This window comes from Streptomyces sp. NPDC059499 (assembly GCF_042749285.1).
Lineage (GTDB): Bacteria > Actinomycetota > Actinomycetes > Streptomycetales > Streptomycetaceae > Streptomyces.
Genome location: NZ_JBHYTT010000001.1, coordinates 501,060 through 526,092 on the forward strand (window position 1 = coordinate 501,060; position 25,033 = coordinate 526,092).

The 25,033-nt window shown below is 69.9% G+C and carries 23 protein-coding genes; 12 read left to right on the top strand and 11 right to left on the bottom strand.

Going from position 1 to position 25,033, the window contains the following annotated elements:
• Positions 1-376: 376 nt before the first annotated feature.
• The 4 genes from ACFW9O_RS02340 to ACFW9O_RS02355 all read left to right on the top strand — a co-directional run bounded on the left by ACFW9O_RS02340 (position 377) and on the right by ACFW9O_RS02355 (position 4,931).
• Entirely contained in the window at positions 377-1,942 is a 1,566-nt protein-coding gene (locus tag ACFW9O_RS02340) for a hypothetical protein (RefSeq protein ID WP_351167427.1), read from the top strand.
• Between the two features lie 25 nt (positions 1,943-1,967).
• Positions 1,968-2,579: a hypothetical protein gene (locus tag ACFW9O_RS02345; protein WP_384604089.1), complete on the top strand. Its 612-nt coding sequence runs from the start codon at positions 1,968-1,970 to the stop codon at positions 2,577-2,579.
• Between the two features lie 43 nt (positions 2,580-2,622).
• On the top strand, positions 2,623-3,069 hold the full coding sequence (locus ACFW9O_RS02350; RefSeq protein WP_351167424.1) for a hypothetical protein: 447 nt from the start codon (positions 2,623-2,625) through the stop codon (positions 3,067-3,069).
• A 137-nt stretch (positions 3,070-3,206) separates the two neighbouring features.
• Entirely contained in the window at positions 3,207-4,931 is a 1,725-nt protein-coding gene (locus tag ACFW9O_RS02355) for a chitinase (protein WP_384604092.1), read from the top strand.
• Positions 4,932-5,010: 79 nt separating this feature from the next.
• Here the strand turns inward: ACFW9O_RS02355 and ACFW9O_RS02360 are convergent, their stop codons facing one another.
• The 7 genes from ACFW9O_RS02360 to ACFW9O_RS02390 form a co-directional block, all read right to left on the bottom strand.
• Complete coding sequence (locus ACFW9O_RS02360; protein WP_384604095.1) at positions 5,011-6,357, bottom strand: Nramp family divalent metal transporter; 1,347 nt, start codon at positions 6,355-6,357, stop codon at positions 5,011-5,013.
• A 178-nt stretch (positions 6,358-6,535) separates the two neighbouring features.
• Positions 6,536-8,155 (bottom strand): cation acetate symporter, encoded by a 1,620-nt coding sequence (locus ACFW9O_RS02365; protein WP_384604097.1) that lies wholly within the window; start codon positions 8,153-8,155, stop codon positions 6,536-6,538.
• Positions 8,152-8,760: a DUF485 domain-containing protein gene (locus tag ACFW9O_RS02370; protein WP_384604100.1), complete on the bottom strand. Its 609-nt coding sequence runs from the start codon at positions 8,758-8,760 to the stop codon at positions 8,152-8,154. The genes ACFW9O_RS02365 and ACFW9O_RS02370 overlap by 4 nt, the downstream gene beginning before the upstream one ends.
• Before the next feature lie 370 nt (positions 8,761-9,130).
• Positions 9,131-10,606, bottom strand: a complete 1,476-nt coding sequence (locus tag ACFW9O_RS02375; RefSeq protein ID WP_384604103.1) for a GntP family permease — start codon at positions 10,604-10,606, stop codon at positions 9,131-9,133.
• Positions 10,607-10,735: 129 nt separating this feature from the next.
• Positions 10,736-11,146: a RidA family protein gene (locus ACFW9O_RS02380; protein WP_384604106.1), complete on the bottom strand. Its 411-nt coding sequence runs from the start codon at positions 11,144-11,146 to the stop codon at positions 10,736-10,738.
• Positions 11,147-11,152: 6 nt separating this feature from the next.
• Positions 11,153-11,911 carry an IclR family transcriptional regulator gene (locus tag ACFW9O_RS02385; RefSeq protein ID WP_384604109.1) on the bottom strand — a complete coding sequence of 253 codons (759 nt, stop codon included), beginning with the start codon at positions 11,909-11,911 and terminating at the stop codon, positions 11,153-11,155.
• 73 nt (positions 11,912-11,984) lie between these two features.
• Positions 11,985-13,034 carry a sugar kinase gene (locus ACFW9O_RS02390; protein WP_384604112.1) on the bottom strand — a complete coding sequence of 350 codons (1,050 nt, stop codon included), beginning with the start codon at positions 13,032-13,034 and terminating at the stop codon, positions 11,985-11,987.
• Positions 13,035-13,125: 91 nt separating this feature from the next.
• On the opposite strand from ACFW9O_RS02390, the gene ACFW9O_RS02395 reads away from it, so the two are divergent.
• The 3 genes from ACFW9O_RS02395 to ACFW9O_RS02405 all read left to right on the top strand — a co-directional run bounded on the left by ACFW9O_RS02395 (position 13,126) and on the right by ACFW9O_RS02405 (position 17,216).
• Positions 13,126-14,460, top strand: coding sequence for an alanine racemase (locus ACFW9O_RS02395; RefSeq protein WP_384604115.1), 1,335 nt, complete (start codon positions 13,126-13,128; stop codon positions 14,458-14,460).
• 62 nt (positions 14,461-14,522) lie between these two features.
• On the top strand, positions 14,523-16,145 hold the full coding sequence (locus ACFW9O_RS02400) for an amidohydrolase family protein (protein ID WP_384604117.1): 1,623 nt from the start codon (positions 14,523-14,525) through the stop codon (positions 16,143-16,145).
• A gap of 126 nt (positions 16,146-16,271) precedes the next feature.
• Positions 16,272-17,216, top strand: coding sequence for a ParB N-terminal domain-containing protein (locus tag ACFW9O_RS02405; protein ID WP_384604120.1), 945 nt, complete (start codon positions 16,272-16,274; stop codon positions 17,214-17,216).
• A gap of 24 nt (positions 17,217-17,240) precedes the next feature.
• Here the strand turns inward: ACFW9O_RS02405 and ACFW9O_RS02410 are convergent, their stop codons facing one another.
• Complete coding sequence (locus ACFW9O_RS02410; protein WP_384604123.1) at positions 17,241-18,272, bottom strand: ArsR family transcriptional regulator; 1,032 nt, start codon at positions 18,270-18,272, stop codon at positions 17,241-17,243.
• Between the two features lie 134 nt (positions 18,273-18,406).
• Here ACFW9O_RS02410 and ACFW9O_RS02415 point away from each other — a divergent pair, with 134 nt between their 5' ends.
• From ACFW9O_RS02415 to ACFW9O_RS02425, 3 genes are all read left to right on the top strand, one after another.
• Complete coding sequence (locus ACFW9O_RS02415) at positions 18,407-19,336, top strand: hypothetical protein (RefSeq protein ID WP_384604126.1); 930 nt, start codon at positions 18,407-18,409, stop codon at positions 19,334-19,336.
• 95 nt (positions 19,337-19,431) lie between these two features.
• Complete coding sequence (locus ACFW9O_RS02420; protein ID WP_384604128.1) at positions 19,432-19,875, top strand: hypothetical protein; 444 nt, start codon at positions 19,432-19,434, stop codon at positions 19,873-19,875.
• A 259-nt stretch (positions 19,876-20,134) separates the two neighbouring features.
• Positions 20,135-21,136: a helix-turn-helix transcriptional regulator gene (locus ACFW9O_RS02425; RefSeq protein WP_384604130.1), complete on the top strand. Its 1,002-nt coding sequence runs from the start codon at positions 20,135-20,137 to the stop codon at positions 21,134-21,136.
• A 64-nt stretch (positions 21,137-21,200) separates the two neighbouring features.
• On the opposite strand, the gene ACFW9O_RS02430 is transcribed toward ACFW9O_RS02425, so the two are convergent.
• From ACFW9O_RS02430 to ACFW9O_RS02440, 3 genes are all read right to left on the bottom strand, one after another.
• Complete coding sequence (locus tag ACFW9O_RS02430) at positions 21,201-21,479, bottom strand: hypothetical protein (protein WP_384604132.1); 279 nt, start codon at positions 21,477-21,479, stop codon at positions 21,201-21,203.
• 169 nt (positions 21,480-21,648) lie between these two features.
• Entirely contained in the window at positions 21,649-22,488 is an 840-nt protein-coding gene (locus ACFW9O_RS02435; RefSeq protein ID WP_384604134.1) for a serine protease, read from the bottom strand.
• 113 nt (positions 22,489-22,601) lie between these two features.
• Positions 22,602-23,486 carry an EamA family transporter gene (locus ACFW9O_RS02440; protein WP_384604137.1) on the bottom strand — a complete coding sequence of 295 codons (885 nt, stop codon included), beginning with the start codon at positions 23,484-23,486 and terminating at the stop codon, positions 22,602-22,604.
• 39 nt (positions 23,487-23,525) lie between these two features.
• Between ACFW9O_RS02440 and ACFW9O_RS02445 the strand changes: the two genes are divergently transcribed.
• Positions 23,526-24,047, top strand: coding sequence for a MarR family winged helix-turn-helix transcriptional regulator (locus tag ACFW9O_RS02445; RefSeq protein WP_384604140.1), 522 nt, complete (start codon positions 23,526-23,528; stop codon positions 24,045-24,047).
• 76 nt (positions 24,048-24,123) lie between these two features.
• Positions 24,124-24,954 carry an arylamine N-acetyltransferase gene (locus ACFW9O_RS02450; RefSeq protein WP_384604142.1) on the top strand — a complete coding sequence of 277 codons (831 nt, stop codon included), beginning with the start codon at positions 24,124-24,126 and terminating at the stop codon, positions 24,952-24,954.
• The last annotated feature ends 79 nt before the right edge of the window (positions 24,955-25,033 follow it).

Here is a 25,033-nt window from a genome sequence, read left to right on the forward strand (position 1 = left end):
CCTGCTCCGTGCTCCTGATCCAGCACTTTATCCACGTACCCGGATGCAGAGAACACCTTTCGGCTCTCAGTAACTCACTCCACAGGAGTTCCCCACAGGGCCCTCGTACCCAAATCGGGAGATGTGACCAGTCGTTAAATTCCGTACCAGCGAAAGGTTTAATTGCGTACTTCATGATGAGGCGTGATCAACTCCCTGTTGTCGCACGTCAGCACGGTGTGAGCGCTTCCCGTTCGGTCGCGGGACGCGGAATCCGGGCCCAGATCGCACTCTGGGCCCGGATTGGGGCCCCAGGACCCACGCCCGCCACCTGCTTCGCTCCGTAGTCTCCGGTTCCTGCCGGCGGTGGCTGCCGGGTGCGAAGGGAGCTCCTCGAATGGATCAGATCGGGCGAATACCGTCGCTTTCCGGGCGCCGGGGCAACAGGAGCTGGTACGGCCTGCCGCTCGACGACCGCGGCGCCACCGCGACGGAGTACGTCGGCATGGTCGTGGTCGTGACCTCGATCATCGGCGCGCTCACCGCGACCCAGCTCGGCGGTCGCATCGCCGAGCGGTTCAAGTGCGCCGTCACCTTCGGGGAGTGCGGCAGCGGCGGCGAGAACGAGGCGGCTCCCAAGACGGACGCCGACTACGAGCCACCGCTCTGTCAGCTCTCCTCCATCTCCGACAAGGCCGGGGCGAAGGCCAAGGTCCTGTTCATCGAATGGGGCGAGGAGTACGGCTTCCAGCAGCAGACCTTCCAGTCGAAGACCGACATGAACGGTGACGGCAAGGTCGACGAGAACGACCAGCAGGTCACCATGACCTTCACCGACGCCGCCTCCATCGCCGCCAAGAAGGACTGGAAGCCGGGTGCCAAGGTCGGCAAGTTCGGTTCGGACAAGGTGGAGCTCGGAGCCGGTCTCAAGGTCACCAACGGAGACACCTGGGTCTTCAAGAGCGAGGAGGAGGCCAAGTCCTTCCGCGACGACATCGAACTGCTCAAGACGTACGAGCTGAGCAACCGGCACGCCAACGCCCAGGGGGCCGGCCTCGGCAACAGCCTCCTCTACCTCTTCGGCAAGGGGCCCATGGCCGAGGAGGAGAAGCTCCGCAAGAGCATCGACGAGAAGCTGGGCGACCGGCACATCAGCTACGGCAAGGTCGGCTTCGAGGCCAGTGCCGCCGCGGGTATCAAGATCGGCGCGGGCGACGACAAGAAGCTGAGCGCGGCCCTGGGCGGCAACTTCAAGTTCTCGCCCGAGGTGACCTGGACGGACAACAACTTCAAGGGCACCAAGGCGTACACGTACTCCGCGGCGATCGAGTACGGCACCAAGGCCTCCTACGAAGCCGGCCCGATCAGCGGGGAAGCCGGCGCCTCCACCACGCAGACCGGTGCCATCACCGTCACCCACGACAAGGAGACCGGTGAGCTGCTGCGCATCGACATGACGCGGACGGTGGAGAAGGGCAGCGTGAAGGACGGCGTCAAGGTCGGCGGCGACAACGGCAAGTCCGGCACCGACAAGCGCGGCGGCAGCGGAGGTGTCAAGGGCGGTGACTCGGAGACGGGCATCGAGGTGGTCACCAACTCGGTGGTGCTGAAGCCGGGGCCGGAGGGTGACGCCGACCGGAAGATCGCACAGGAGTGGCTGAACGGGAACGGCAAGTACGGCATGCCCTTCAGCTACATGTTCAGCGACCACGCGCCGACGTCGCGGCCGGGCGCCGACGACCCGTTCGGGCAGCTGCTCTTCGACAACGGGCTCTCGAGCCGGACGACGTACACCGGCCAGACCGAGGCCGCGGAGTACGGCTTCGAGCTGAACCTGGGCCTCAGCGTCGGCTTCTCGGTGTCCACCGAGAAGAAGGAGGAGATGCTCAACGACGCGGAGTTCCTCGGGGCACCCAACGGAGGCAGCCGGAGCTATGTGCCGTACAGCTACTGTGCGAACTGATCACGGCCGACAGGAGCAGCCAGCCATGAACAGCAGCGGAATCAAGCAGGACAGGACACCTCGCGGCGGACGTACCCGGCGCGGAGTGGTCGCCGGGGGCCTGGTCCTCGCCCTGGGCGTGTTCGCCGTCGGATGCGGTGACGACGCCGCCACCGGTACGACACCGCAGGGGTGGGGCAAGCTCACCACCCCGGCCGTCTCGGTGGCGCACCCGGCCGCCTTCAAGGCGCAGAGCGATGCCGAGCGCAGCAAGTTCAACGCCGCCGGGGCCCGGCTGACGGAGGACGGCCGGACGGTCGGCACCATCACCGTGCAGCTGGACTTCACCAATGCCGATTCGGTGGAGGAGGCGGCGATCGGCGCCGAGGCGGGTATCGCGCTCGGGGCGACGCTCAAGAAGCAGTCGGACGTCACCGTCAAGGGACCCGAGGAGGTGCGGGAGGCCAAGCGTGTCGAGTTCGAGTTCACCTCCGGCGGCGAGGACGGGACCCCCGCGAAGGGCACCCGCGTCAAGGGTGTGATCATCACGGGCCTGGACTCGGAGAAGAAGACGTACGCGGTCCGTATCGATGCCGCCAAGGGCACGCTGGCCGCATCCGACCTGGACCGGATCATCGAAAGCATCACGGTGAAGTAGGCCCTTCGATGCTCCTCACCGGCCGATACGGAGGCACACCCGCATGACTCGCTACAGCTACCCCGGGACCCCCACCCACCGGGACGACGGACGCGGGGCAGCCGTCTTCGCGCTGGCCCGCGCCTGGGCTGCCGGCATCGTCGTGCTCGTCGTCACCGAGTACGTGCAGGCCACCGTCGTGTACGAGCACGTGGCCACCCCGGAACGGATGGAGACCTTCGGCGGCCGTCTGCTGCTGATCCATATACCCAACGCGATCTGCCTCGCCCTGGCCGCGTGGGCGGCGGCCCGGGTGCACCGCGAGCCCTTCCGCCACTCGCTGCCGCAGCACGTGACCGCTGCCATCGCCGTGCCCGTCGTGGCGCAGCTGCTGAACATGGCGGTGCAGTGGGAGCAGATGGCCGCGGAGGGGCTGTTCATGTCGAACGCCGTACTGGCTGTGGGGTGTGTGAGCGGATACATGGCGGCACGGCTGCAGGACGACGCCTGAAACGCCTCGTTCAGTGTGCGGGTTGTGACGAGCTGCCGCCAGAGGTCTTGACAACTTGATTGGTCTGGACCAGTTTATGGCCAGCGGTGGCCACCGTTTCGCGCCAGCACCCCCAACTCCCCCACCGGAGGCAGCAAGTGGAACGCTCCGCAGGCAGCAGACACAGAAGAGGCCGTTCCCGGGCCTTCCTCGGCGGGGCGGTCGCCGCCCTCGCGGCCGGGGCCCTGACCGTCACCGGGCTCGTCAGCAGCGCGGAGGCGGCCGACGTCAACGTCGCCAAGAACGCCGGATTCGAGTCCGGGCTCTCCAACTGGACCTGTTCCGCCGGGAGCGGCAGCACCGTCTCCTCGCCCGTCCACGGCGGTGCGTCCGCCCTCAAGGGCACCCCGGCCGGCCAGGACCACGCCAAGTGCACGCAGACCGTGGCGGTGAAGCCCAACTCCACGTACTCGCTGAGCTCCTGGGTGCAGGGCAGTTACGCCTACCTCGGTGCGAGCGGCACCGGGACGACGGACGTCTCCACCTGGTCGCCCGGGTCCAGTTCCTGGACGCAGCTCAGGACCAGCTTCACGACCGGCGCCTCCACCACGTCGGTGACCGTCTACACCCACGGCTGGTACGGCCAGGCGGCCTACTTCGTGGACGACGTGGAGGTGACCGGGCCCGACGGCGGCGGCGGCACGGACCCCGAACCGGCGATTCCCGGCACCCCCGCCGGCCTGACCGTCGGTGCGACGACGTCCTCCTCCGTGTCCCTGTCCTGGAACCCGGTCTCCGGCGCCACCGGCTACACCGTCTACCGGGGCGGGACGAAGGCGACCACCTCCACCGGCACCTCGGCAACGGTGACCGGGCTGGCCGCGGACACCGCGTACCAGTTCTCCGTCAGCGCCACCAACTCCGCCGGTGAGTCGGTCAAGTCCGCGGCGGTCAGCGGCCGTACGGCCAAGGCCGACGGTCCCGGCCCCGTGACCTCCGTGCCCAAGCACGCGGTGACCGGCTACTGGCAGAACTTCAACAACGGCGCGACCGTCCAGAAGCTCAGCGACGTACCCGCGAACTACGACATCATCGCCGTCTCCTTCGCGGACGCCACGGCCACGCCCGGTGCCGTCACCTTCAACCTGGACTCGGCGGGCCTGAACGGCTACACCGTGGCCCAGTTCAAGGCCGACATCAAGGCCAAGCAGAGCGCGGGGAAGAACGTCATCATCTCCATCGGCGGTGAGAAGGGGACGGTCGCGGTCAACAGCGACGCCTCCGCCACCGCGTTCGCCGACTCGGTGTACGCGCTCATCCAGGAGTACGGCTTCAACGGGGTCGACATCGACCTCGAGAACGGCCTCAACTCGACCTACATGACGAAGGCACTGCGCTCCCTGTCGTCGAAGGCGGGCTCCGGTCTCGTCATCACGATGGCGCCGCAGACCATCGACATGCAGTCGACGTCCGGTGAGTACTTCAAGACGGCGCTCAACATCAAGGACATCCTGACCGTCGTCAACATGCAGTACTACAACAGCGGTTCGATGCTGGGCTGCGACGGCAAGGTGTACTCGCAGGGCTCGGTGGACTTCCTCACCGCGCTCGCCTGCATCCAGCTGGAGGGCGGCCTCGCCCCGTCGCAGGTCGGCCTCGGCGTCCCGGCGTCCACCCGCGGTGCGGGCAGCGGCTACGTCGCCCCGTCCATCGTGAACGCGGCCCTGGACTGCCTCGCCAAGGGAACGAGCTGCGGTTCCTTCAAGCCGTCCCGGACCTACCCGGACCTGCGCGGTGCGATGACCTGGTCCACGAACTGGGACGCCACGGCGGGCAACGCCTGGTCGAACGCGGTCGGCCCGCACGTCCACGGGCTCCCGTAGCCGGACCGGACCTTCGAGCCAGCAGCGCCGCCGCTCCCCCGGCGGCGCTGCTGCGTTCCCGCGGACACCTACGGCGCTGTCACCAGGGCAGGTCGCGCACCTGCTGGACGCACAGCACGACGAACAGCAGGCCTGCCGCGCCCAGCATTCCGTTGCTGAGCCAGCCGTTGCGCCATTCCCTGGGCGTACGCGAGGAGTTGAGCAGCATCAGCAGGGTCAGGGCCAGGAACGGCATGAAGAAGGCCCCGAGCACTCCGTAGCCGATGACCAGGCCGAACGGCTCGTCCAGCCAGAGCAGGGACATCGGCGGGAAGGTCAGCCAGAGCAGGTACGCGCGGAAGGGTACGGACCGCTCCTGGCGGCCGATCGTCTCGCTGCCCGCCCTCTCCGGGTCCTCGCTGCGGCGGCCGGCCCGCGCCCTCTCGACGAAGTCGGCGAACATCAGGCTCACGCCGTGCCAGACGCCGATGAGCGAGGAGAACGAGGTGGCGAAGAAGCCGACGAGGAACAGCTTCGCGGTGGTCGCCCCGAAGCGGTCCTGAAGGATCTGGCCGAGGTCGATCAGCCCCCGGTCGCCCTTCGTGAGGGCGATCTGCGAGGAGTGCAGCAGTTCGACGCCGACGATCAGCATGGCGACGACGAAGATGCCGGTGGTGATGTAGGCGGCCCGGTTGTCGAGCCGCATCACCTTCATCCAGGAGGAGTTGCTCCAGCCCTTGGCGTTCACCCAGTAGCCGTACGCCGCCATGGTGATGGTGCCGCCGACCCCGCCGATCAGTCCGAGCGTGTAGATCAGCGAGCCGTCCGGGAGCACGGGCAGGAGTCCCGCGAAGGAGGCGCCCACATCCGGCACCACCCGGATCGCGACGTAGACCACGACGACGAACATGACGCCGATCAGGACCGTCATGACCTTCTCGAAGACGGCGTACTGGTTGAACCAGACGAAGACCAGGCCGATCAGCCCGGTGATGATCGCCCAGGTCTTCAGCCCCGGCCCGTCGGGGAACATCGCCACGATGGGCAGGGCGCTGGAGGACATGGCCGTCGCGCCGTACACGAAGCCCCAGATGACCACGTAGATCGCGAAGTAGACCGTGGTCCACCCGCCGATGCTGCGCCAGCCCTCGAAGAGGGTGCGGCCGGTGGCGAGGTGCCACCGGCCCACCGCTTCGGCCAGCGAGATCTTGACGAGGCAGCCGATGACGGCCGCCCACATGAGGGTGTAGCCGAACTTGCTCCCCGCGATGAGCGTCGCGACGAGGTCCCCGGCGCCGACGCCGGTGGCCGCGACGACGATGCCGGGCCCGATGTACTTCCAACTGGATTTACGGGGACGGGAGTCGGGTTCCCCGGTTCCTGATCCTGCGACGGGTCCCGGTCCCGTCCCTGATCCTGACTCTGTGGTTCCGCTTGTGTCCACCATGCCGATCAACGAATCGCAAAGAGGCAGATCGCACAAGGGGGCGCGTGGCACCTTCCGCACCTTCCGCACCGGGGTCCCGGTGCGGCCCTGGGCGCCTCGGGACAGCCGAAAGGGCGCCCGGCCTGGAACTTCGGGCCGGGCGCCCGTTCGCCGGGGCGTACGCGTCGGGGCGTGCGCGTCAGGACGCGGAGGCGCTGTTCACCGCGGGTGTGCCGGCCAGGATCGTCTCCTCCACCGCTTCGTACCGCATGCGCTGGTCGGCCGGATCGCTCTCGTAGAGCACCGTGCCGAGCCAGCCCGCGAGGAAGCCCAGCGGGGCCGAGAGGATGCCCGAGGTGGTGAACGGGAACCAGTTGAAGTCCTGGTCCGGGAAGATCGCCTGGGGCGATCCGGACACCAGGTTGCTGCCGGTCATGAGGATGAACGCGGAGGCGCTGCCCACGATGAGGGTGCAGAGCAGTCCCGTACGGGAGTAGCGGCGCCAGAAGAGGCTGTAGATGAGGGCCGGTGCGACCGCGGACGCGCCGATGCAGAACGACAGGGTGAGCAGTGCCTGAAGGTTCAGATGCCGTGCCCCGGCGGCGATCGCGATCGCCACGAGCCCGACGACCGCCGCGGCGGTCCGGGCGATGGCCATCTCCGCGGAGTCCTTCAGTTGCGTCTTGCGGCGCAGCCCGTGCGTGATGAGGTCGTGCGCCAGGGTGTTGGCGCAGGCGAGGGTGATCCCGGCGACCGAGGCCAGCAGGGTGAGGAAGATGGCTGTCGCCACGGCCGTGAACAGCAGTGTCTCGAAGGTCGTCTGTTCCGTGCCCATGACGGCCTGGCTGACCATGAGGAACGCTGTCTTGCCCTGCGGGTCGCCGGCGACGATCCCCTGGTGGCCGACGATCGCCGCCGCGCCGAAGCCGATGACGCTGATCAGCAGACAGGTCACGACGACGGTCGACACGGCCCAGGACATCGAGCGCCGCACGGCTGCCGCGCTGCGTGCGGTGAACATGCGCATGGTGATCTGCGGCAGCACCGCGGCGCCGAGCACGACCGTCAACTGGGTGCTGATCATGTCGAGTTCGTTGCCGCCGAACTGCAGACCGGAGGCGAGATAGGCGTCTCCCGCCCCGCTGCCGCGCTTGGCGGCCTCCAGCAGGGAGGGCAGGCTGAAGTCGAAGCGGTTGAGGATGAGCGTGGCGATCGCGAGGGACGCGCCGAGCAGGACGACGGTCTTGACGATCTGGATGAAGGCGGTGCCCTTCATGCCGCCGATCGCCGCGTACGCGATCATCAGCAGGCCCAGGAACACGATCGCCCCGGTCTTGAATCCGTCGGCGTCGAAGCCGAGGACGACGGAGAGGAGATCGCCGGCGCCCGCGAGCTGGAAGATCACCAGCGGCAGCAGTGCGGTCAGGGTGACCGCGGCCGTGGTGATCCGCACGGCGGGGCCGGGGAGCCGCCGGGTGAAGACGTCGCCGATCGTGAACCGACCGGCGTTACGCAGCGGTTCGGCGAGCAGGAACATCATCAGGACCAGCGAGAGCACGGTGCTCAGGACGAGCGTGACGCCGTCGTAGCCGACGAGCGCGATGATGCCGATGGTGCCGAGCACGGTGCCGGCGGAGATGTAGTCGCCGGCGATCGCGAGGCCGCTCTGCACGGGGGAGAGCGAGCGGTAGCCGGTGTAGAAATCGCCCAGGTCGTCACGATCGGGGCCGGTTATCACGCACAGCAGCAGCGTGACGGTGATGACCGCGATGAGCGCCATCAGCGACATGGTCTGGGCCTCGGAGCTGAAGCTGGTCATGCGCGCGCACCTCCGGTGGGCTGCTGCCACACGGGGCGTCCGGAGCGGCTCTGGTGTTCGGGCCGGGGCGCGGCCGCCGCGGCCGCCTGCTCGGCGCGTTCGCGGATCGCCGCGGCGAGCGGGTCGACGTGGTTGCGCGCGCTCCGTTCGTACAGCGCGATCGCAGCCAGCGCCACGGGCAGCTGGAGGAGCCCCAGGACCAGACCGGTGGTGAGATCACCGGTGATGTTGCTGGTCATCAACGAGGGGGCGTAGCCGGACAGGAAAAGGAAGATGACGAAGTAGCCGAGCGCGGTGAAGGTGGCGACGCGGCGGAGCCGGCGGTAGGCCGATCCGAGCCGGTCCAGATCATCGCGATCCTCGGTGGCGGCGGACGGCTGCGGCTGCGACTGCGGGGACGCGTCCCAGGGCTGCTGCGCCGAGTCCCAGCCCTGCGGCGAGGAGTCCCACGCTCGCGGGGACGAGTCCCAGGCTGCCTGTGGATCGGTGTCCCAGGACGGCGATTCACCCTGCCATGACTGCGACGCCGCCTCTTGGCGGTGCCGCCCGGCATTCCGGTGCTGGGGTACGGGTGGTGGGCCGGGGAAAGGCTGGTGGTACGACATCGATCTTGCTCCTTGCGCCCCAGGGAACGGGCGGGTGGCGCTGGTGGTCCGCGTACGTTACTCATGGGTATATCCATTGCGTAAGGGGTTTCCGACCGCTTGGTATGTCGGTTCGGTGACGATCCTGTGCGCGTGGCGACGGAACCCGCGGTAACCCCGGTCGTGGATCTTCCCGCAGGTCACAGGTGTGTCTCGTGTCGCCCTTGGGGCCGGGCAGGCCGCTCGGCACGACCGGTCCGGCGAATGCGCAGGGCAGGCCGACGATGTGGTCGGGGGGATGCCCTCGGCTGTCCCCGGGTCACCGCCGGCCAGGACGAACAGGGCCCTGGCCGACATGTTCCGGTCTGCGCGGTGGTCCGGACGAAACGTCCTAGATCACGAGGCTCAATGCGGCGGCGACCACGAAGCCGGCGACCGACAGGACCGTCTCCAGGACCGTCCATGACTTCAGGGTGTCGCGCTCCGAAATGCCGAAGTACTTCGAGACCATCCAGAACCCGCCGTCGTTGACGTGCGAGGCGAAGATGGAGCCCGCGGAGATCGCCATGATGATCAGCGCGAGGTGCGCCTGCGACATGTCCTGGCCCTCGACCAGCGGGACGACGATGCCCGCCGTGGTGACGATCGCGACCGTGGCCGAGCCCTGGGCGACCCGCAGCACCACGGAGATCAGCCAGGCGAGCAGGATGACCGGGAGGCCGACGTCGTTGAAGGTGTCGGCGAGCGCGTCCGCGATACCGCTCGCCTTGAGCACGGCGCCGAAGATCCCGCCCGCGCCGACGACCAGCAGGATGTTGCCGACCGGCTTCAGCGAGGACGTGGAGACCGATTCGAGGGACTTGCGGGACCAGCCGCGCCGGATGCCCAGCAGGTAGTACGCGAGGAACAGCGCGATGGTCAGCGCGACGAACGGGCTGCCGAAGAACTCGATGACGGAGCGCAGGGTGGAGGGGTCCAGCGCGATGGAGGAGAACGTCGCGGCGAGGATCAGCACCAGAGGGGCGCAGATGATCGCGAGTACGGTGCCGAGCGCGACGGGCTCCTCCCGGGGGGTGACCCCACTGGCGCGCTGCTCGGCGGCGACGGCGGCCTTGGCCTCCTCGGCGGCCTCCACCATGTCCTGCGGGACCTCGACGAAAATGCGCTTGCCGATCCAGGCGGCGTAGACCCAGGCGGCGAGGACGGACGGGATGCCGACGACGGCGCCCATGAGGATGACCCAGCCGAGGGAGACGTCGAAGAGTCCGGCCGCGGCCACCGGTCCGGGGTGCGGCGGCAGGAACGCGTGGGTCATGGAGAGGCCGGCCAGCAGCGGCATCGCGTACAGCAGGATCGACTTGCCCGAGCGCTTCGCCGCGGCGTACACGATCGGCGCCAGGACGAAGATGCCGACGTCGAAGAAGACCGGGATACCGAAGATGAGACCGGTGAGGCCCATGGCGAGGGGGGCGCGCTTCTCGCCGAAGAGGTTGAGCAGGCGGGTGCTCAGCACCTCGGCGCCGCCGGAGACCTCCAGGATCGCGCCGAGCATGGTGCCGAGGCCGATGATGATCGCGACATGGCCGAGGATGCCGCCCATGCCGGCTTCGATGACGGAGACGGCTGCGGACTTCTGGACCGTGCCGAAGAGTTCGGTGACGGAGAGACCGGCACCCAGGCCGACGGCTATGGAGACGGCGAGCAGCGCGACGAACGGCTGCAGCCTGACCTTGATGATCAGGAGGAGCAGGAGCGCGATTCCGAGGGCGGCGACGGTCAGCAGACCGGGCGTGCCGCCGATCAGGAGCAGCAGTCCACCGGTGTGCGGGGGTATCTCGGCCGGCGCCGGTGGGGCAGCGAGCAGCATGTTCGGTCAACTCCGGGGGGTAACAGGGGGGTCCTTCGGGGCAGGGGGGAGCGCGGCACGGCGCTCCCGTGCGAAAGGGGACGGGGCGCCGGGCCGTGATGCGGGGTGGGGCGGTGGGGGGGAAGCGGGTCAGCCGAGTACGGCGAGGGCGTCGATCTCGATGAGGAGTCCCGCGGGGAGGCCGACGTAGACCGTCGTGCGGGCGGAGGCGGGGGCCTTGAGCCCCTGCTCCTCGAAGTACGCGTTGTAGATCGCGTTCATCTCGGCGAAGTGGTCCACGTCCGTGAGGTAGACGCGCATCATCATCACGTCGTCCCAGCTCGCGCCGCCCTCCTCCAGGATCGCCTTGACGTTGGCGAAGGTCTGCAGGGTCTGCTCGCGCAGCGTCGGGCCGGCGGGGGTGGGTGCCTGACCCTCGACGGCGGGCAGGAAGCCGACCTGTCCGGCGACCTGGAGGATGTTGCCCTTCTTCACGCCGTGCGAGAACTTCGCGGGCGGGGTGGTGTGGGTGCTGGGGGTGAGCGCGGTCTTCTCGGTCATGACGGTTCAGGCTTTCTTGGTGGGGGTGGCGCCGGAGTACTCCCGGCTGATGGTGTCGGCGGTGCGGCGCACCAGGGGGAGCAGGGTGAGGAGTTCCTCTGCCGTGACGACCACATTCGGTGCGGACACCGACATGGCGGCGACGACCCGCCCGTCCGCACCCCGGATGGGGGCGCCGATGCAGTTGATGGACTCCTCGTGGCCGCCGAGGTCGGTGGCCCAGCCCTGTTCGCGCACAACGGCGAGTTCCTTGAGGAACGCGCCGGCGTTCGGGATCGAACGGGACGTGTACATGGGGTAGTCGAGCCGTTCGGCGATCGCGCGCCGCTCCGGCTCGGTCAGGTCGGCCAGGAGCAGCTTGGCGACGGCGGCGACGGTGATCGCGACGGGCTTGCCGATCCGCGAGTACATCCGTACCGGGTAGCGGCTCTCGACCTTGTCGATGTAGAGGACCTCGTTCTCCTCGTACACGGCGAGGTGGACCGTGTGCCCGCACTGTTCGTTGAGCTCGACGAGGTGGGTGTGCGCGATCTCACGCACGTCGAGGTTCTCGACGGCTTCCTGCGCGAGGGCGAAGAGCCGGGCGCCGAGGCGGTAGCGCTGGTCCTGCTGGCGGTAGACGAGTCCGTGCTCGTGGAGCGTACGCAGCAGGCGCAGCGCCGTGGACTTGTGGACGCCGAGCCGCTCGGCGACCTGGCCGAGGTCGGCGGGGCCCTGGGCGAGCAGCGGCAGGATGCTCAGCGCGCGGTCGACGGTCTGACTCATACCCGTGCCTCGCCGTCCTGGGCCCGGACTTCGCCCGGGACGCCCCTCTTGGCTGTTCTCTCGCTGCGCTCGTTCACGGCGTACGTACCTCCGGATCGTCCCCCGTCCACCCGGGGCCGAGACGAAGTCTCCCCCAGGCCTCGTCGTCGAGGTCCGCGAGACGGTCCGCGTGCGCGCGGGCCGGGGGCCCGGTGAGGTCGCCGGGGACGGTGAGGACGGCTGCGGCCATGAGGTGGCCGTGCCGGATCCGGTGCCGTACGGGCAGTCCGCGCAGGGTGGCGGAGAGGAATCCGGCGGCGAAGGCGTCACCGGCGCCGACGGGGGCGACGACGTCGACGTGGAGGGCGGGGACGGTGGTGGCGGTGTCGGTGCCTCCGGCGCCGCGCGAGAACACCGTCGCGCCCTCGCTGCCCCGCTTGACGACCAGGACGGCGGGCTCGGGCAGCGCCTCGCGGATCGCGGCTGTCCCGCGTACCCCCCACGCCTCGTCGGCCTCGTCCTCGCCGACGAAGACGAGGTCGCAGCGGCGGGCGAGGTCGAGCAGTACGTCCGGTCCCGCGGCACCGTTCCGCCACAGGCCGGGGCGGTGGTTGACGTCGAAGGAGACCAGCGGGCGGCGCTCCCGTGGGGCGGTCAGGTCGTGGAGCAGTGCCAGGCAGTCCGCGGAGAGTGCGGCCGTGATGCCGGACAGGTGCAGGATGCGGCCGGTCAGGAGGTCCTCGTACGGCACGTTGTGCGGGGACATCGCGGAGGCGGCGGATCCCGCCCGGTAGTAGGCGACCTCGTGGGTGTCGGTGGCCCGGTCGGTCGCCGTGCGGAAGTAGATGCCGGTGGGGCGGTCCGGGTCGCGTCGTACGGCGGAGGTGTCCACGCCGTATCCGGCGACGGCGGCGACGAGGTGGTCGCCGAAGCCGTCGGCGCCGACCCGGCTGACCCACCTGGTCCGGTGGCCGGCCGCGGCGAGCGCGCAGGCGACGTTGGACTCGGCGCCGCCGATGCCGCGGCCGAAGGTGGGTACGTCGGCGAGGCGGCCCGGCTGCGAGGGCAGGAACGTCACCATGGACTCACCGAGACAGACGACGTCCGCGTCTGCGGTGCTTGTCCCGGCTGCGGATCCGGACACTCTGGGCTCCTCGTGGTCGGCTGTCGGCGCCGGTGCTCACCATTGACCCGGCATCGGCTCGGATGTTAGACAGCGTCAAGCGATATGCGCAATGGGTGTTGCACATGATGCAACGATCACTTTCGAGGAGGCTCCCTTGGCCGCCGAGCAGTCCGTCACGGCACTCAACGACGAGCGGGTCGACCACCGCTTCAAGGCGCTGCCGCCCGACGCGGAGGGACTGAGCGTCGGCGCCCTGGCCGCCGAACGCCGGAACCTCTTCACCGGCGGGTTCACCACCCCGGTGCTGGCTCTGTCCGCGGAGTCGGTCGAGGCGAACCTCGCGCTGCTCGAGACGTACGCCGAGCGGCACGGCCTCGCCTTCGCGCCGCACGGCAAGACGTCGATGTCCCCTCAGCTCTTCGCCCGTCAGCTGGAGTACGGCGCCTGGGGCATCACGGCCGCGGTCCCCCATCAGGCGCGCGTCTACCGTGCGCACGGCATCCGGCGGATCTTCCTGGCCAACGAGGTCGTCGACGCGGTGGCGCTGCGCTGGCTGGCCGCCGAGCTGGACGGCGACCCGGACTTCACGTTCGCCTGTTACGTCGACTCCGTGCGCGGTGTCGAGCTGATGGACGAGGCCCTGCGCTCCGCGGGCGCCGTCCGCCCCGTCGACGTCGTCGTGGAGCTGGGCGCGGGACAGGGCGCGCGCACCGGCGCCCGTACGGACGCCGACTGCGCGGCCGTCGCCGACGCGGTGGCCGCCACCTCGACGCTGCGCCTGGTGGGCGTCGCCGGGTACGAGGGCGAGGTCCCGGACGCCTCCCCCGAGCGCGTACGGGAGTGGCTGCGCCGTCTCGTCGCGCTGGCCGCCGGCTTCGACGCGGAGGGCCGCTTCGCGAAGCTCGACCCGGCCGACGAGATCCTGATCAGCGCGGGCGGCAGCGCCTGGTTCGACGCGGTCGCCGACGTCTTCTCGGGGATTCCCGAACTCTCCCGTCCCGTCTGCAAGCTGTTGCGCTCCGGGGCGTACGTCTCGCACGACGACGGCCACTACCTGCGCATCACCCCGTTCAACCGGGTCCCGGAGGAGGGCGCCCTGCAGCCCGCCTTCCGGCTCTGGGCACAGGTCGTCTCGCGCCCCACCGGCGAGCAGGCGTTCCTCAACGCGGGCAAGCGGGACGCGGCGTACGACCTCGACCTCCCGCAGGCGCAGGTCGTACGGTCCGGGCGCGACGGCTCGGTGCGGGCCGCCACCGGCATCACGGTCACCGGTCTGTCCGACCAGCACACCTGGGTGGGTACGGACGAGGGTGCCGAGCTGGAGGTGGGCGACTGGGTCGGCATGGGGCTGTCCCACCCGTGCACGAGCTTCGACAAGTGGCAGCTGATTCCGCTGGTGCAGGCGGACGGCACGGTCACGGACTACATCCGCACGTTCTTCTGACCTCCACGGGGTTCGTCCCCCGCCCCTTCCCGTGACCGGCCCCCTGAAAGGCGAGCCACACCATGGACCTGGTCATCCGCGACGCGACTGTCATCGACGGCTCCGGTGCCCCCGCCCAGCGGGCCGACGTAGCCGTCGACGACGGCCGGATCGTCGAGATCCGGGGCGAGGGCGACGGCCCGCGCCCCACTGCCGCCCGCACCCTGGACGCCGACGGCCTCGCGCTCTCCCCCGGCTTCGTCGACATGCACGCCCACAGCGACCTGGCCCTGCTGCGCGACCCCGACCACAGCGCGAAGGCCGCCCAGGGCGTCACCCTCGAAGTCCTCGGCCAGGACGGGCTGTCCTACGCCCCCGCCGACGACCGCACGCTCGCCGAGGTGCGCCGCGCCATCGCCGGCTGGAACGGCGACGGCGCGGACATCGACTTCGACTGGCGCACCGTCGGCGAGTACCTGGACCGCCTCGACCGCAACTTCGACGGCCAAGGCATCGCCGTCAACGCCGCCTACCTGATCCCGCAGGGCACCGTACGGATGCTCGCGGTCGGCTGGGAGGACCGGCCGGCCACCGGCGCCGAACTGACGCGGATGAAGGAACTCGTCGCGCAGGGCATGGCCGAGGGCGCGGTCGGCATGTCCTCGGGGCTGACGTACACCCCGGGGATGTACGCGAACGACGCCGAACTCACCGAGCTGTGCCGGGTGGTGGCCGAGCACGACGGCTACTACTGCCCGCACCACCGCTCGTACGGAGCCGGGGCGCTCGCCGCGTACGAGGAGATGGTGCAGCTCACCCGTAACGCCGGCTGCGCTCTCCATCTCGCCCACGCCACCATGAACTTCGGCGTGAACAAGGGGAAGGCACCGGACCTCCTCTCACTCCTGGACGACGCCCTCGCGTCGGGCGCGGACATCTCGCTGGACACCTACCCGTACACCCCGGGCTGCACGACACTCGTCGCGATGCTGCCGAGCTGGGCGGGCGAGGGCGGTCCCGAGTCGGTCCTGACCCGGCTCGCGGACGACGCGACGGCGGAGCGGATACGTCATCACCTGGAGGTCGTCGGCTCGGACGGCTGCCACGGCGTCCCGATCGAGTGGGACACGATCGAGATCTCGGGCGTCGGCGCACCGGACCTGTCCGGATACGTCGGCCGTACGGTGGCCGAGTCCGCCCGGCTGCGCGGCGAGGCCCCCTGGGTGACCGCCCGCCGGCTGCTCACCGAGGACCGGCTGGGCACGACGATCCTCCAGCACGTGGGCCACGAGGAGAACGTCCGGCAGATCATGCGCCACCGGGTGCACACCGGAGGCAGCGACGGCATCCTCCAGGGCGACAAGCCCCACCCGCGCGCCTACGGCACCTTCCCGCAGTACCTCGGCCGGTACGTGAGGGAGTTGGGCATCCTGACCCTGGAGGAGTGCGTCGCCCACCTCACCTCCCGCCCCGCCGCCCGCCTGCGCCTGCCGGACCGCGGCCTCGTCCGCGAGGGCTACCGCGCCGACCTGGTCCTCTTCGACCCGGCCACGGTGGCCGCGGGCTCGACCTTCGAGGATCCCCGCACCCTGCCGGTGGGCATCCCGCACGTCCTGATCGACGGCCGCTTCGTCATCGAGGACGGCAGACGGACCACCACCCTGGCCGGCCGCGCGGTACGGGGGACGGGGCGGGCGCGGGGCTGAGGGAGGCCGGATCCTGCCAGGGCCGGACCGGAAGATGCCAGACCGGCAGCGGTCCGTGCGTCTCGCGGGGTGGAATCGTTGTGCCGTCGGACTCACGCACCAGCGCACGGTTCGAAGGAGCCCACGATGGCACAGACCGACGGGGCCGTCATGGTTGCGGTCACGGCCCTCGGCGTAGGGGACTCGCCACGGCTGCGGGGGCTGGACCTCGCACATGTCCAGTTGCTCGCCGAGAACCTCCACGACCTCCCGCCCCTGCTGGTCCAGCGGTCGACGATGCGGATCGTGGACGGCAGGCACCGCCTCGCGGCCGCCCGGCTGAACGGGGTGGAGCTGCTCCCGGTGCGCTGGTTCGAGGGCTCCGACGCGGACGCCTTCGTGGCCGCCGTGCGCCTCAACACCGGTCAGGGGCTGCCCCTGGCCGGGCACGAGCGTGCGACGGCAGCCGCACGCATCCTGGCCTCGCACCCTGATTGGTCGGACCGGTGGATCGCGTCGGTGTGCGGGGTCGCTCCGCGCACGGTGGCCGGGCTGCGCCGTCGTCCAACCGGTGACCGACAGCGGTCGGACGTGCGGTCCGAGATGAGGACCGGCCGTGACGGGCGACGCCGTCCCCTCTCGGCGGAGGCCGGGCGCCGGATCGCGGCGGAGATCATGCGGCGGCACCCGCGTGAGAGTCTGCGGACAGTCGCCCGGCAGGCCGGCATCTCGGTGGGGACGGCACTGGACGTGCGACGGCGCCTGGCCGAGGAGGACGGCACGGCGGCCCCCGAGCCGACCCGGGTGGCGGCCCCGGCGCCTCCGGCTCTCCCCGGGCCCGCCTGCCCGGAGACGGCCAGGGACCAGCTGGCCCGCCTGGTGCGGGACCCGTCGCTGAAGTACAGCAGCCAGGGGCGGGCGCTGCTGCGGCTCGCGTCCGCGACGCTGGCGTTCACCGAGCAGGCCGAGACGATCGCCGGATCGACGGCGGGGCACTCACGGGAGTCGCTGCGCCTGGTCGCACGGGCCTGCGCGGAGGGGTGGGCGCGCTTCGGGGAGTACGTCGCCTCGGAGGCGGACAGTGTGGCCTGACGGGGCCCGCCCTCTCCCGGCGTCTTATCCCGCCGCCGCCCGGAGCCGGCCCGGGATGCGGTCCGGAGGCTGATCCGCCGCCAGCAGCGAGACACCCAGCGGGGTCAACGTGTGCAGGACCAAGGCGGCATGACGGTGGCTGACCAGCAGACCCGCGTTACGCAGGGCGGTGGCGTGCTGGCTGGCGGAGGAGGCGGAAGCCCCTGTCACACGCGCGAGTTCGCCCGTTGTGGCACCCGTCCTGGAGGCGGCGGCGCGCAGGACGGCTGCGCGTGTGCGCCCCAGGAGGGCCGCGAGCGGTTCGCCCGGGCCCTGGTCCCCGGGGAGCGGCTGCCGAGGCGATCCGTGCCCCAGCGGGTACACCAGGACGGGCTCCAGCTCCGGGTCGGCGAGAGCCACCGGGCTCCCCCAGCAGAAGTACGAGGGGATCAGCCGGAGCCCCCGGCCCTCCAGGTACAGATCGCGGTCCACCGGATAGCCGACGTGCAACACGGGCGGCTTCCACTCCGCGCCTCCGCCCGGAGTCCGCAGCAGCCCGTCGATCCCGGCATCGAGCAACGTCCGGGCACGGGCGGACCGTTCGGCTTCGAACCGGGCCTGGATCTCGTCGCCGTACGGGGCGATGACCGCGTCGTGGTACGCGCGGATCGTCCGGGTCAGCTGGACCCGGGCATCCTGCTCGGCGAGCCGGGCGCCCCACGAGGGGCCGCCGCCGTTGCGGGAGAGCCGTCCCACCTCGTCCAGGATCCGGTCCGGCGCCGTCGCCAGGATCCCCTTCAGCCCGGCATCGAGGCCGTCGGCGGACTCGGCGGGGGTGAGGAAGTCGGGGAAGTAGCCGGCCTGCGGAACCAGGGGCAGCAGCAGACTCCGTACGGAGCTCGCGAGGCCGCTCTCGTGCAGCCGGGCCCGGGCGGCGCGGTACCAGGGGGCGTAGGGCCGGCGTCCCTGACCGGCCCGCAGCCGGTGGAGGCTCAGACAGACCTCCCACAGCGGGTCGGGGGACGGCGCCACCCGGACCCTGGCCAGATCCGCGGCGGTGAAATGTATGCGGAGCATTCCCGTTCCCCCGGTTTCCCTGCGCTTTTTAAGCAGAACCAAAAACTCTGTTTCCGCATACTCGCGGCCGAGATACTTCCAGGGCAATTGAACGCGGCAGTGGCGCCGCATCAGCCGTAGGGAGCGCGCATCACATGAGGCGGAAGTTCTCCATCTCCGTTGCCGTCGCGGCGGCCGCTTGCATCACGGCCGGCTGCGGGGCCGGGACAGACGGAACGACGAACTCGGCCGAGCAGCCGAGGGGTGACACGGTCGCGATTTCGGACAGCGCGCTCCGGGATCTGACCGTCCCCGAGGAGATGGAAATCGAGTACGCCGAGTACGCGCTTGTCAAGGAGTGCATGGAGAACAAGGGATTCAAGTACTGGACGGGACCGGTGGCGAGCGTCGACGCCCGCAGAGCGGGCCGCTACGTGAACGACGACGTCGCGTGGGCGAAGAAGTACGGCTACGGCCGGGCCTTCGACGAGGCGGCCGAGAAGGACCGCCGGGAGCATCCCAACGTCCGGTTCCCCAACGCACTCCCGCGGAAGGACCGCATCCGCTACAACACGGCTCTCAACGGCGACTACGACGACGTACTGCGTGTGGACCTGCCCGCCGGCGGCACCATCGAGACCCCCCGGCAGGGGTGCTGGGCCGGGGCACGGACCCGGCTCTACGGAGACCTCGAAGCCTGGTTCAAGGCGAAGAAGACCGTCACGAGCCTGACACTGCTCTATGTGCCGGACATTCTGGCGGACGAACGTCTGAAAAGGGCGGTCAGTGCCTGGTCCCACTGCATGGGAGAGGCCGGACGGCCCTTCTCCTCCCCGGACAAACTCCGCGAGAAGCGGCTCGCGCTCACCGCGGAAATGAATTCCCGAGATGCCCGGGAGTTCGAGGTCGAGTTGGCTGTGACCGAGGCCACGTGTGCCGCGAAGACGTCACTCGGGAAGATCTCTCGCGACCTCGAACGTGAATATCTGTCCACCACGCTGAAGAAATACGGCAAGGAGAATGCCGCCTACCAGCGTATGAGACTGACCGCACTCTCCCGGGCCCGGGATCTCAAAAACCAGTGAGTTCCCGTCACTGGAATGCAGGGCACCCATCAGGTTTCCGCGGCACAGCAGCCGCGGATGGATCCAAAGACCTACACATGAAGGAGCACTACCTCATGCGCAAGACTTTCGCTGTCCTGACGACCGTCGCCGTGGCCTCCCTCGGCGCCCTCGTCCCCGCCACCTCCGCCCAGGCGGCGAACTGCTCCGACGCCATGGCCGGCGCCCTCTCCGGCTACATGTACGCGTACGACAGCACCAACTGCAACGGACACCTCGGCCACGCGTCCGGCGACGACTCGGACTGGGGGGACTCCGCACTGAGCTTCCAGGGCAGCGACACGAACAAGGCGTCGTCGATCCTGAACAACGGCAACAACTCCGAGGTCGCGTTCTACAACTGGGCCAACCGCGGCGGCGGGCACATCTGCCTCAGCCGGAGCGAAGGCTGGGCCTCCAACCTCTCCGACGACTCCTACACCACCTTGCTTTCGGCGAACAACAGCATCAGCAGCCACGCCTGGTCCGCTGCCTCCAGCTGCAGCAAGTGGGCGGTCTGACCGCCCCCGCGCGCGTGAACGAACCACCCCTCACGCGCCCCTGACCCAACTCGGCCCGCCGGCCCGTTCCCCGGCGGGCCGAGGTGCGCTACAGGGCATCAACTCGCTTATGTCCTCGTTCTGTTCGCATCCGGTCCCCGTACTCCCACCGCTCCCGTCGGAAGCTTTACCGGGCGGTCGCGCCACTCCTACACTCCGTCGAAAACCTGCAGGTCACTCGGTCGCGCCGAGCCGACCGGTTCACCACGGAGTGTCCCCTTTGGCTGAGCACGAAATGCTCGTACTCGGGCTGTCGAACATCGAGGAAGACGTCTACCGGCACCTGCTCCGCAACCCGGACATCGAGGTGGAGGACATCCATGTCCTGCTCCGCCACGAGGCCGAGCCGACCCGCCGGTCCGTACAGAGACTGCGGGAACTGAAGATCATCCAGGAGGTCGACGGCCTGGCCCGGGCCTGCGAGCCCGAACTCGTGGTGGCACGCCTCGCCGAACAACGGCTCGAGGAGCTCTACGACGACATCCGTTCGCTCACCCATCTGCGCCCCCTCGTGGACTCGCTGGGCCGTGAGATCCCGGAACCGGAGCTGGGCAAGGACCGGAGAACCGTCGAACGGATCACCGGCCTGGAGGCGATCCGCACACGCCTCGACGAGCTGGCGTTCTTCGCCCGTGACGAAGTGCTCGCCGCCGAACCCTACGACGCGCTCACCCCCGAGAACATCGAGAGTTCCCGGCCCTTGGACATGCGCTGCCTGCGTCGCGGCGTCAGCTGCCGCAGCCTGATCCGCCGGACCGCGCTGGAGGACGGACCCACCCGCGCCTATCTCCAGGAACTCACCGCCGCAGGTGCGCGGATCAGGGTCCTGGACGAACTGGACGAACTCATGCTCGTCTACGACCGTCACACCGCACTGGTGCCGCTCGACCCCAGCAACACGGCCAAGGGGGCCCTGTGTTCGCAGGAGGAGGGCATCGTGACGACCGTCGTCAACAACTTCGAGCGGCTCTGGGCAGGGGCGGACGACTTCACGGCCCTGGTGGAACAACGCGGTGAAGGCCTGCGCGGCCCGGGTCCCACCGAGATCCAGAGGAAGGTGCTGCACCTGATGTGCACGGTCGGCAAGGACGAGATCGGCGCGCGCGAGGCGGGCATCGCCCTGCGCACCTACCGTCGTCACATCTCGGATCTGATGCAGCTTCTGGGTGCGGAGAACCGCGCCCACGCGGCGCTGCTCGCCCGCGAGCGCGGCTGGATCTGACATGGCCGCGGCTCCCCCGGACGTGCCGGGGAAGCCACGGCCTCCGGTCTTCGTTCCGGGCCACTCAGCCGCGCTTGCACATGGCGGGCGGCTTCCCCTGCCAGCCGTTGATCGGATCACGGCACGGATCGCTCAAAGGAGGATCGACGGCCAGCTGCCGTACCTCCCTGTCCGCGCCGCCCGCCTGCCCACCGGGCCCGGACACCACCCAGGTCGCCCCGGTCAGCGTGAGGGCCACGAGGGCCGCTCCCGCAATCACTCCACGAGTACCGCCGAAGATCGCACGCATCTGTTTCCCCGTCACCCGCCCGGCACCCCAGTCCCCGTACAGCTGGAGCGTCACGGTTGAACAGCCGTCAGTCTGGCAGCGGGGACACCCGGGCGGGACGGCCGCGTGGGGCAGCCTCCTGCCAATCTCCGGGCAGGATCCTGCACGCCCTCGGGTGAACCTCCGGCGGAAGGAGGGGCCGCCGAAGCCGGGACTGCGGCCCCGGTTCGACGACCGCTTCCCCCTACGGCTTGGGCAGCGCGCAGCCCGCCCGGTTCAGGTCGATCCGGTTGCCGCTGCCGATGCACGGCACGATGCCGTACGTCTGCTGGGCGTAGTTGATGCCCTCGCGGACGGTGACGGTGCCGTTCTCGTCCACCTCGCACGGATTGTTGTCCGTGCACTGCTGCCCGTCCTCGTTACCGGTGTTGTTGACGGCGACCACCTTGCCGGTCGCGTCGTTGATCACCGGGGAGCCGGACGTACCGCCGATGGTCTTGCAGGCGGAGGTGTAGCGGATCGAGTCCTTCCAGGTCCAGGCGCCTTCCTTCAGGCGGTAGGCGAACCCGTCGACGGCGCAGCTGTAGGTGCGCTTCCAGTAGCCCGAGGCCACCGTGATCGCGGACCCCTGGACCGGTCGCGCGGCGTCGAGTTCCAGGGCCTCTATGCCGTAGCTGCTCTTGATCTGGGCGTACGTGGTGGTGAGCTGGTAGAGCGAGACGTCCGTGTCCGTCATCGTTCCGTACGCGACCTTGCTCGCGCGCAGGGTGCCGACACCGCGGCCCGCCGCGTTCAGCAGCGTGAAGCTGCGGGTCGAGGCCTGGTTGAGGACGACTTCGCCCGGGTCGGGGAAGCCGCTCTCCAGGCAGTGCCCGTTGGACATCACGAGGGCCGGGTCGCCCGGCTGCGAGGAAGGCGCCCGTACGACCGAGCCGGAGCAGTTGCTGAGCGCGACCGTCCCGGCGAAGCCGACCGCCTTCACCCGGACTTCGGCGGTGTCGGGACCGGTGGCCGCGGTTGCGGGTGCGATGCCCGCGCCGAGGAACAGGACAGCAAGAAGTGCGCCGATGAGAGGCTTGTTCATGTGGGGGTCCCCTCCATATATGCCTGTGACCGGAGTTCTTCCGGTTTTTGACATGCGCATGTTTGCGTATGGAGAGGGACCCCACAAGGGGCGAATTCAAGCCTCCGAGCGGATCAGCGCACGGATTCCACCGTCCGCGCCGCCCTCACCTTCCTGACGACGGGCCTGCCGAGGAGGACCCCGGCCAGCACCAGGACCAGCCCGCCGAGCTGGCGCACCGTGAGCACCTCGCCCGCGATCACCGTGCCCAGCAGGACACCGGTGACGGGGTTGAGCAGGCCGACGAGGCCCACCGTCGCCGCGGGCAGGTGCCGCAGGCCGGCGAACCAGGCGGCGAAGGCCAGCGCCGTCGCCACCACGGAGACGTAGCCGAACCCGAGCAGGGCGGGCGCGTCAAGGTGCGGCGGCGCCCCCTCGACGACGACCGCGAACGGCAGCAGGAGGAGCCCCCCGGCGATCAGCTGCCAGGACGTGGAGGCGAGGACGTCCACCCCGCCGCCCCATCGTTTGGCGAGGATGTACCCCAGGGACGACAGGAGCATGGCCGCGACGGAAACGACCACACCCAGCGGCGCGACCGGGTCCGCACCGGTGAGGAGCATGAGCGCCACTCCCCCGGCGCCGACGACCGCACCGGCCAGGTGCCGCACGTGCGGCCGTTCCGCGACCAGCCCCCAGGCGATCATCATCATGACCATCGGCGAGGTCGCCATGACCGTCGAGGCCAGGCTGGTCGGGAGCACCTGGGCGGCGATGTACACCAGGGCGAAGAAGACCCACGTGCTGAGGAACCCCAGAACGGCGCTGCGCCACCACCACGACCCGCGCGGCAGCTCCCTACGTACGGCGAGGAGCAGCAGCCCCGCGGGCAGCGCCCTGATCGCGGCGCCGTACAGCGGATCCCCGGCCGGCAGGTACGCGTGGGTGACGAAGTACGTCGTGCCCCAGGCCACGGGAGCGATCGCCGTGACCACCGTCCACCGCACATTAGCTTCCATGGAAACTATTATGCCTTCCATGGAAGCTATAGTGAACTCATGCAGGAGCACCCCGAAGCGCCGCTCGACCACGTAGCCCGCATCCAGGCCGAGTGGGCCCGGGAACGCCCCGACCTCGACGTGCGGCCGCAGGCCGTGATCGGGCGGCTGCACCGGCTGGGCGCGCTGCTCACCGAGCAGCTCTGCGCCGTCTACCGGCGCCACGGCCTGAGCGAGGGCGAGTTCGATGTGCTGGCCGCCCTCCGGCGCGCCGGTGAGCCCTTCGAGCGCGCCCCAGGGGAACTGGCGGCACACACCATGGTCACGACCGGCGCCATGACCAAGCGGATCGACCGTCTGGAGCGCGACGGCCTTGTCACCCGCCGCCGTTCGGCGGCCGACGGCCGGGGGCGCGTCGTCGCGCTCACCCCGGCGGGGCGGAGCGTCATCGACCAGGCGTTCGGCGCACACATGCGCAACGAACGCGGGCTGCTGGACGCCCTGTCCCCCGAGGAGGCCGCACAGCTCGAAACGCTCCTCACCGCCTGGCTGGCACGCATCGAGCCGCCGTCCGGCGCCTGACACCCCGGAAGATCCCGCCCCGTTCCGACGCGCAGAGGGCCTGAACACACCGGGGACGGCTTTGTAGGGTCGGCGTATGACACTCGACCTCGACGCCTATTTCGCCCGCATCGGCTGGTCCGGGGAGCGCCGCCCCACACGGGAGGTGCTGCGGTCCGTGCACCGCGCCCACATGCTGGGCATCCCGTTCGAGAATCTGGAACCCGTCCTCGGCAGTGCGCCCTCCCTGGCGCTCCCCGACGTGGAGGCGAAGCTCGTCCGCAGCGAACGCGGCGGGTACTGCTACGAGCACAACACCCTCCTCGCCGCTGCCCTGACCCAGCTCGGCTTCCGGGTGACGCTGCTGGCCGCGCGCGTGGTGCTGGGTGCCGCACCCGGCGACATCAGGCCCCGTACACACATGCTGCTGAAGGTGGAGACGGAGAACGACCCCGCCGACCCCACCGCTCCCACCGTCTTCCTCGCCGATGCCGGCTTCGGCTCGAACGGGGCACTGCTCGAACCCATCCCGCTGATCGTGGACACCGAACTGCACGACACGCCGCGCCACCACAGGCTCGTGCACGCCCCGCACGACGGACCGCTGGAGCTGTGGGAACTGCAGACGGAGAAGGGCGGGGTCTGGGAGCCGCAGTACGAGTTCACCCTGGAGCCGTTCGAGGCTCCGGACTTCGAAGTCATCAACTGGCACATCGCCACCAACCCGCGCTCGCCCTTCCAGCAGGCGGTGTACGCCCAGCGCACGCTGCCCGGCCTCCACCGGGCGCTGTCCGGCCGCACCCTCGTCGAGACCGCGGACGACGGCACCGTCGCGGAACGGGAGCTGGGCGACGCCGCCGAGGTACTGCGCGTCCTGGCCGACGACTTCGGCGTACGCCTTCCCGGGGGGACCGTCCTGCCCGGGTGAGTCCGGTGGCGTGGCGCATCTCACTCGGCCCCGTACGTCACGCCCGCATTCCAAGCCCCACCGCCGCCCCGACCGGCCC

Bases quoted from the DNA above. Each gene is read 5' to 3' on its own strand.
- ACFW9O_RS02365 (WP_384604097.1), bottom strand. From the start codon at position 8,155: ATGACCAGCTTCAGCTCCGAGGCCCAGACCATGTCGCTGATGGCGCTC.
- ACFW9O_RS02405 (WP_384604120.1), top strand. From the start codon at position 16,272: ATGGCACAGACCGACGGGGCCGTCATGGTTGCGGTCACGGCCCTCGGC.
- ACFW9O_RS02385 (WP_384604109.1), bottom strand. From the start codon at position 11,911: ATGAGTCAGACCGTCGACCGCGCGCTGAGCATCCTGCCGCTGCTCGCC.
- ACFW9O_RS02400 (WP_384604117.1), top strand. From the start codon at position 14,523: ATGGACCTGGTCATCCGCGACGCGACTGTCATCGACGGCTCCGGTGCC.
- ACFW9O_RS02445 (WP_384604140.1), top strand. From the start codon at position 23,526: ATGCAGGAGCACCCCGAAGCGCCGCTCGACCACGTAGCCCGCATCCAG.
- ACFW9O_RS02350 (WP_351167424.1), top strand. From the start codon at position 2,623: ATGACTCGCTACAGCTACCCCGGGACCCCCACCCACCGGGACGACGGA.
- ACFW9O_RS02450 (WP_384604142.1), top strand. From the start codon at position 24,124: ATGACACTCGACCTCGACGCCTATTTCGCCCGCATCGGCTGGTCCGGG.
- ACFW9O_RS02370 (WP_384604100.1), bottom strand. From the start codon at position 8,760: ATGTCGTACCACCAGCCTTTCCCCGGCCCACCACCCGTACCCCAGCAC.
- ACFW9O_RS02440 (WP_384604137.1), bottom strand. From the start codon at position 23,486: ATGGAAGCTAATGTGCGGTGGACGGTGGTCACGGCGATCGCTCCCGTG.
- ACFW9O_RS02410 (WP_384604123.1), bottom strand. From the start codon at position 18,272: ATGCTCCGCATACATTTCACCGCCGCGGATCTGGCCAGGGTCCGGGTG.
- ACFW9O_RS02360 (WP_384604095.1), bottom strand. From the start codon at position 6,357: ATGGTGGACACAAGCGGAACCACAGAGTCAGGATCAGGGACGGGACCG.
- ACFW9O_RS02340 (WP_351167427.1), top strand. From the start codon at position 377: ATGGATCAGATCGGGCGAATACCGTCGCTTTCCGGGCGCCGGGGCAAC.
- ACFW9O_RS02435 (WP_384604134.1), bottom strand. From the start codon at position 22,488: ATGAACAAGCCTCTCATCGGCGCACTTCTTGCTGTCCTGTTCCTCGGC.
- ACFW9O_RS02375 (WP_384604103.1), bottom strand. From the start codon at position 10,606: ATGCTGCTCGCTGCCCCACCGGCGCCGGCCGAGATACCCCCGCACACC.
- ACFW9O_RS02395 (WP_384604115.1), top strand. From the start codon at position 13,126: ATGGGTGTTGCACATGATGCAACGATCACTTTCGAGGAGGCTCCCTTG.
- ACFW9O_RS02420 (WP_384604128.1), top strand. From the start codon at position 19,432: ATGCGCAAGACTTTCGCTGTCCTGACGACCGTCGCCGTGGCCTCCCTC.
- ACFW9O_RS02380 (WP_384604106.1), bottom strand. From the start codon at position 11,146: ATGACCGAGAAGACCGCGCTCACCCCCAGCACCCACACCACCCCGCCC.
- ACFW9O_RS02415 (WP_384604126.1), top strand. From the start codon at position 18,407: ATGAGGCGGAAGTTCTCCATCTCCGTTGCCGTCGCGGCGGCCGCTTGC.
- ACFW9O_RS02345 (WP_384604089.1), top strand. From the start codon at position 1,968: ATGAACAGCAGCGGAATCAAGCAGGACAGGACACCTCGCGGCGGACGT.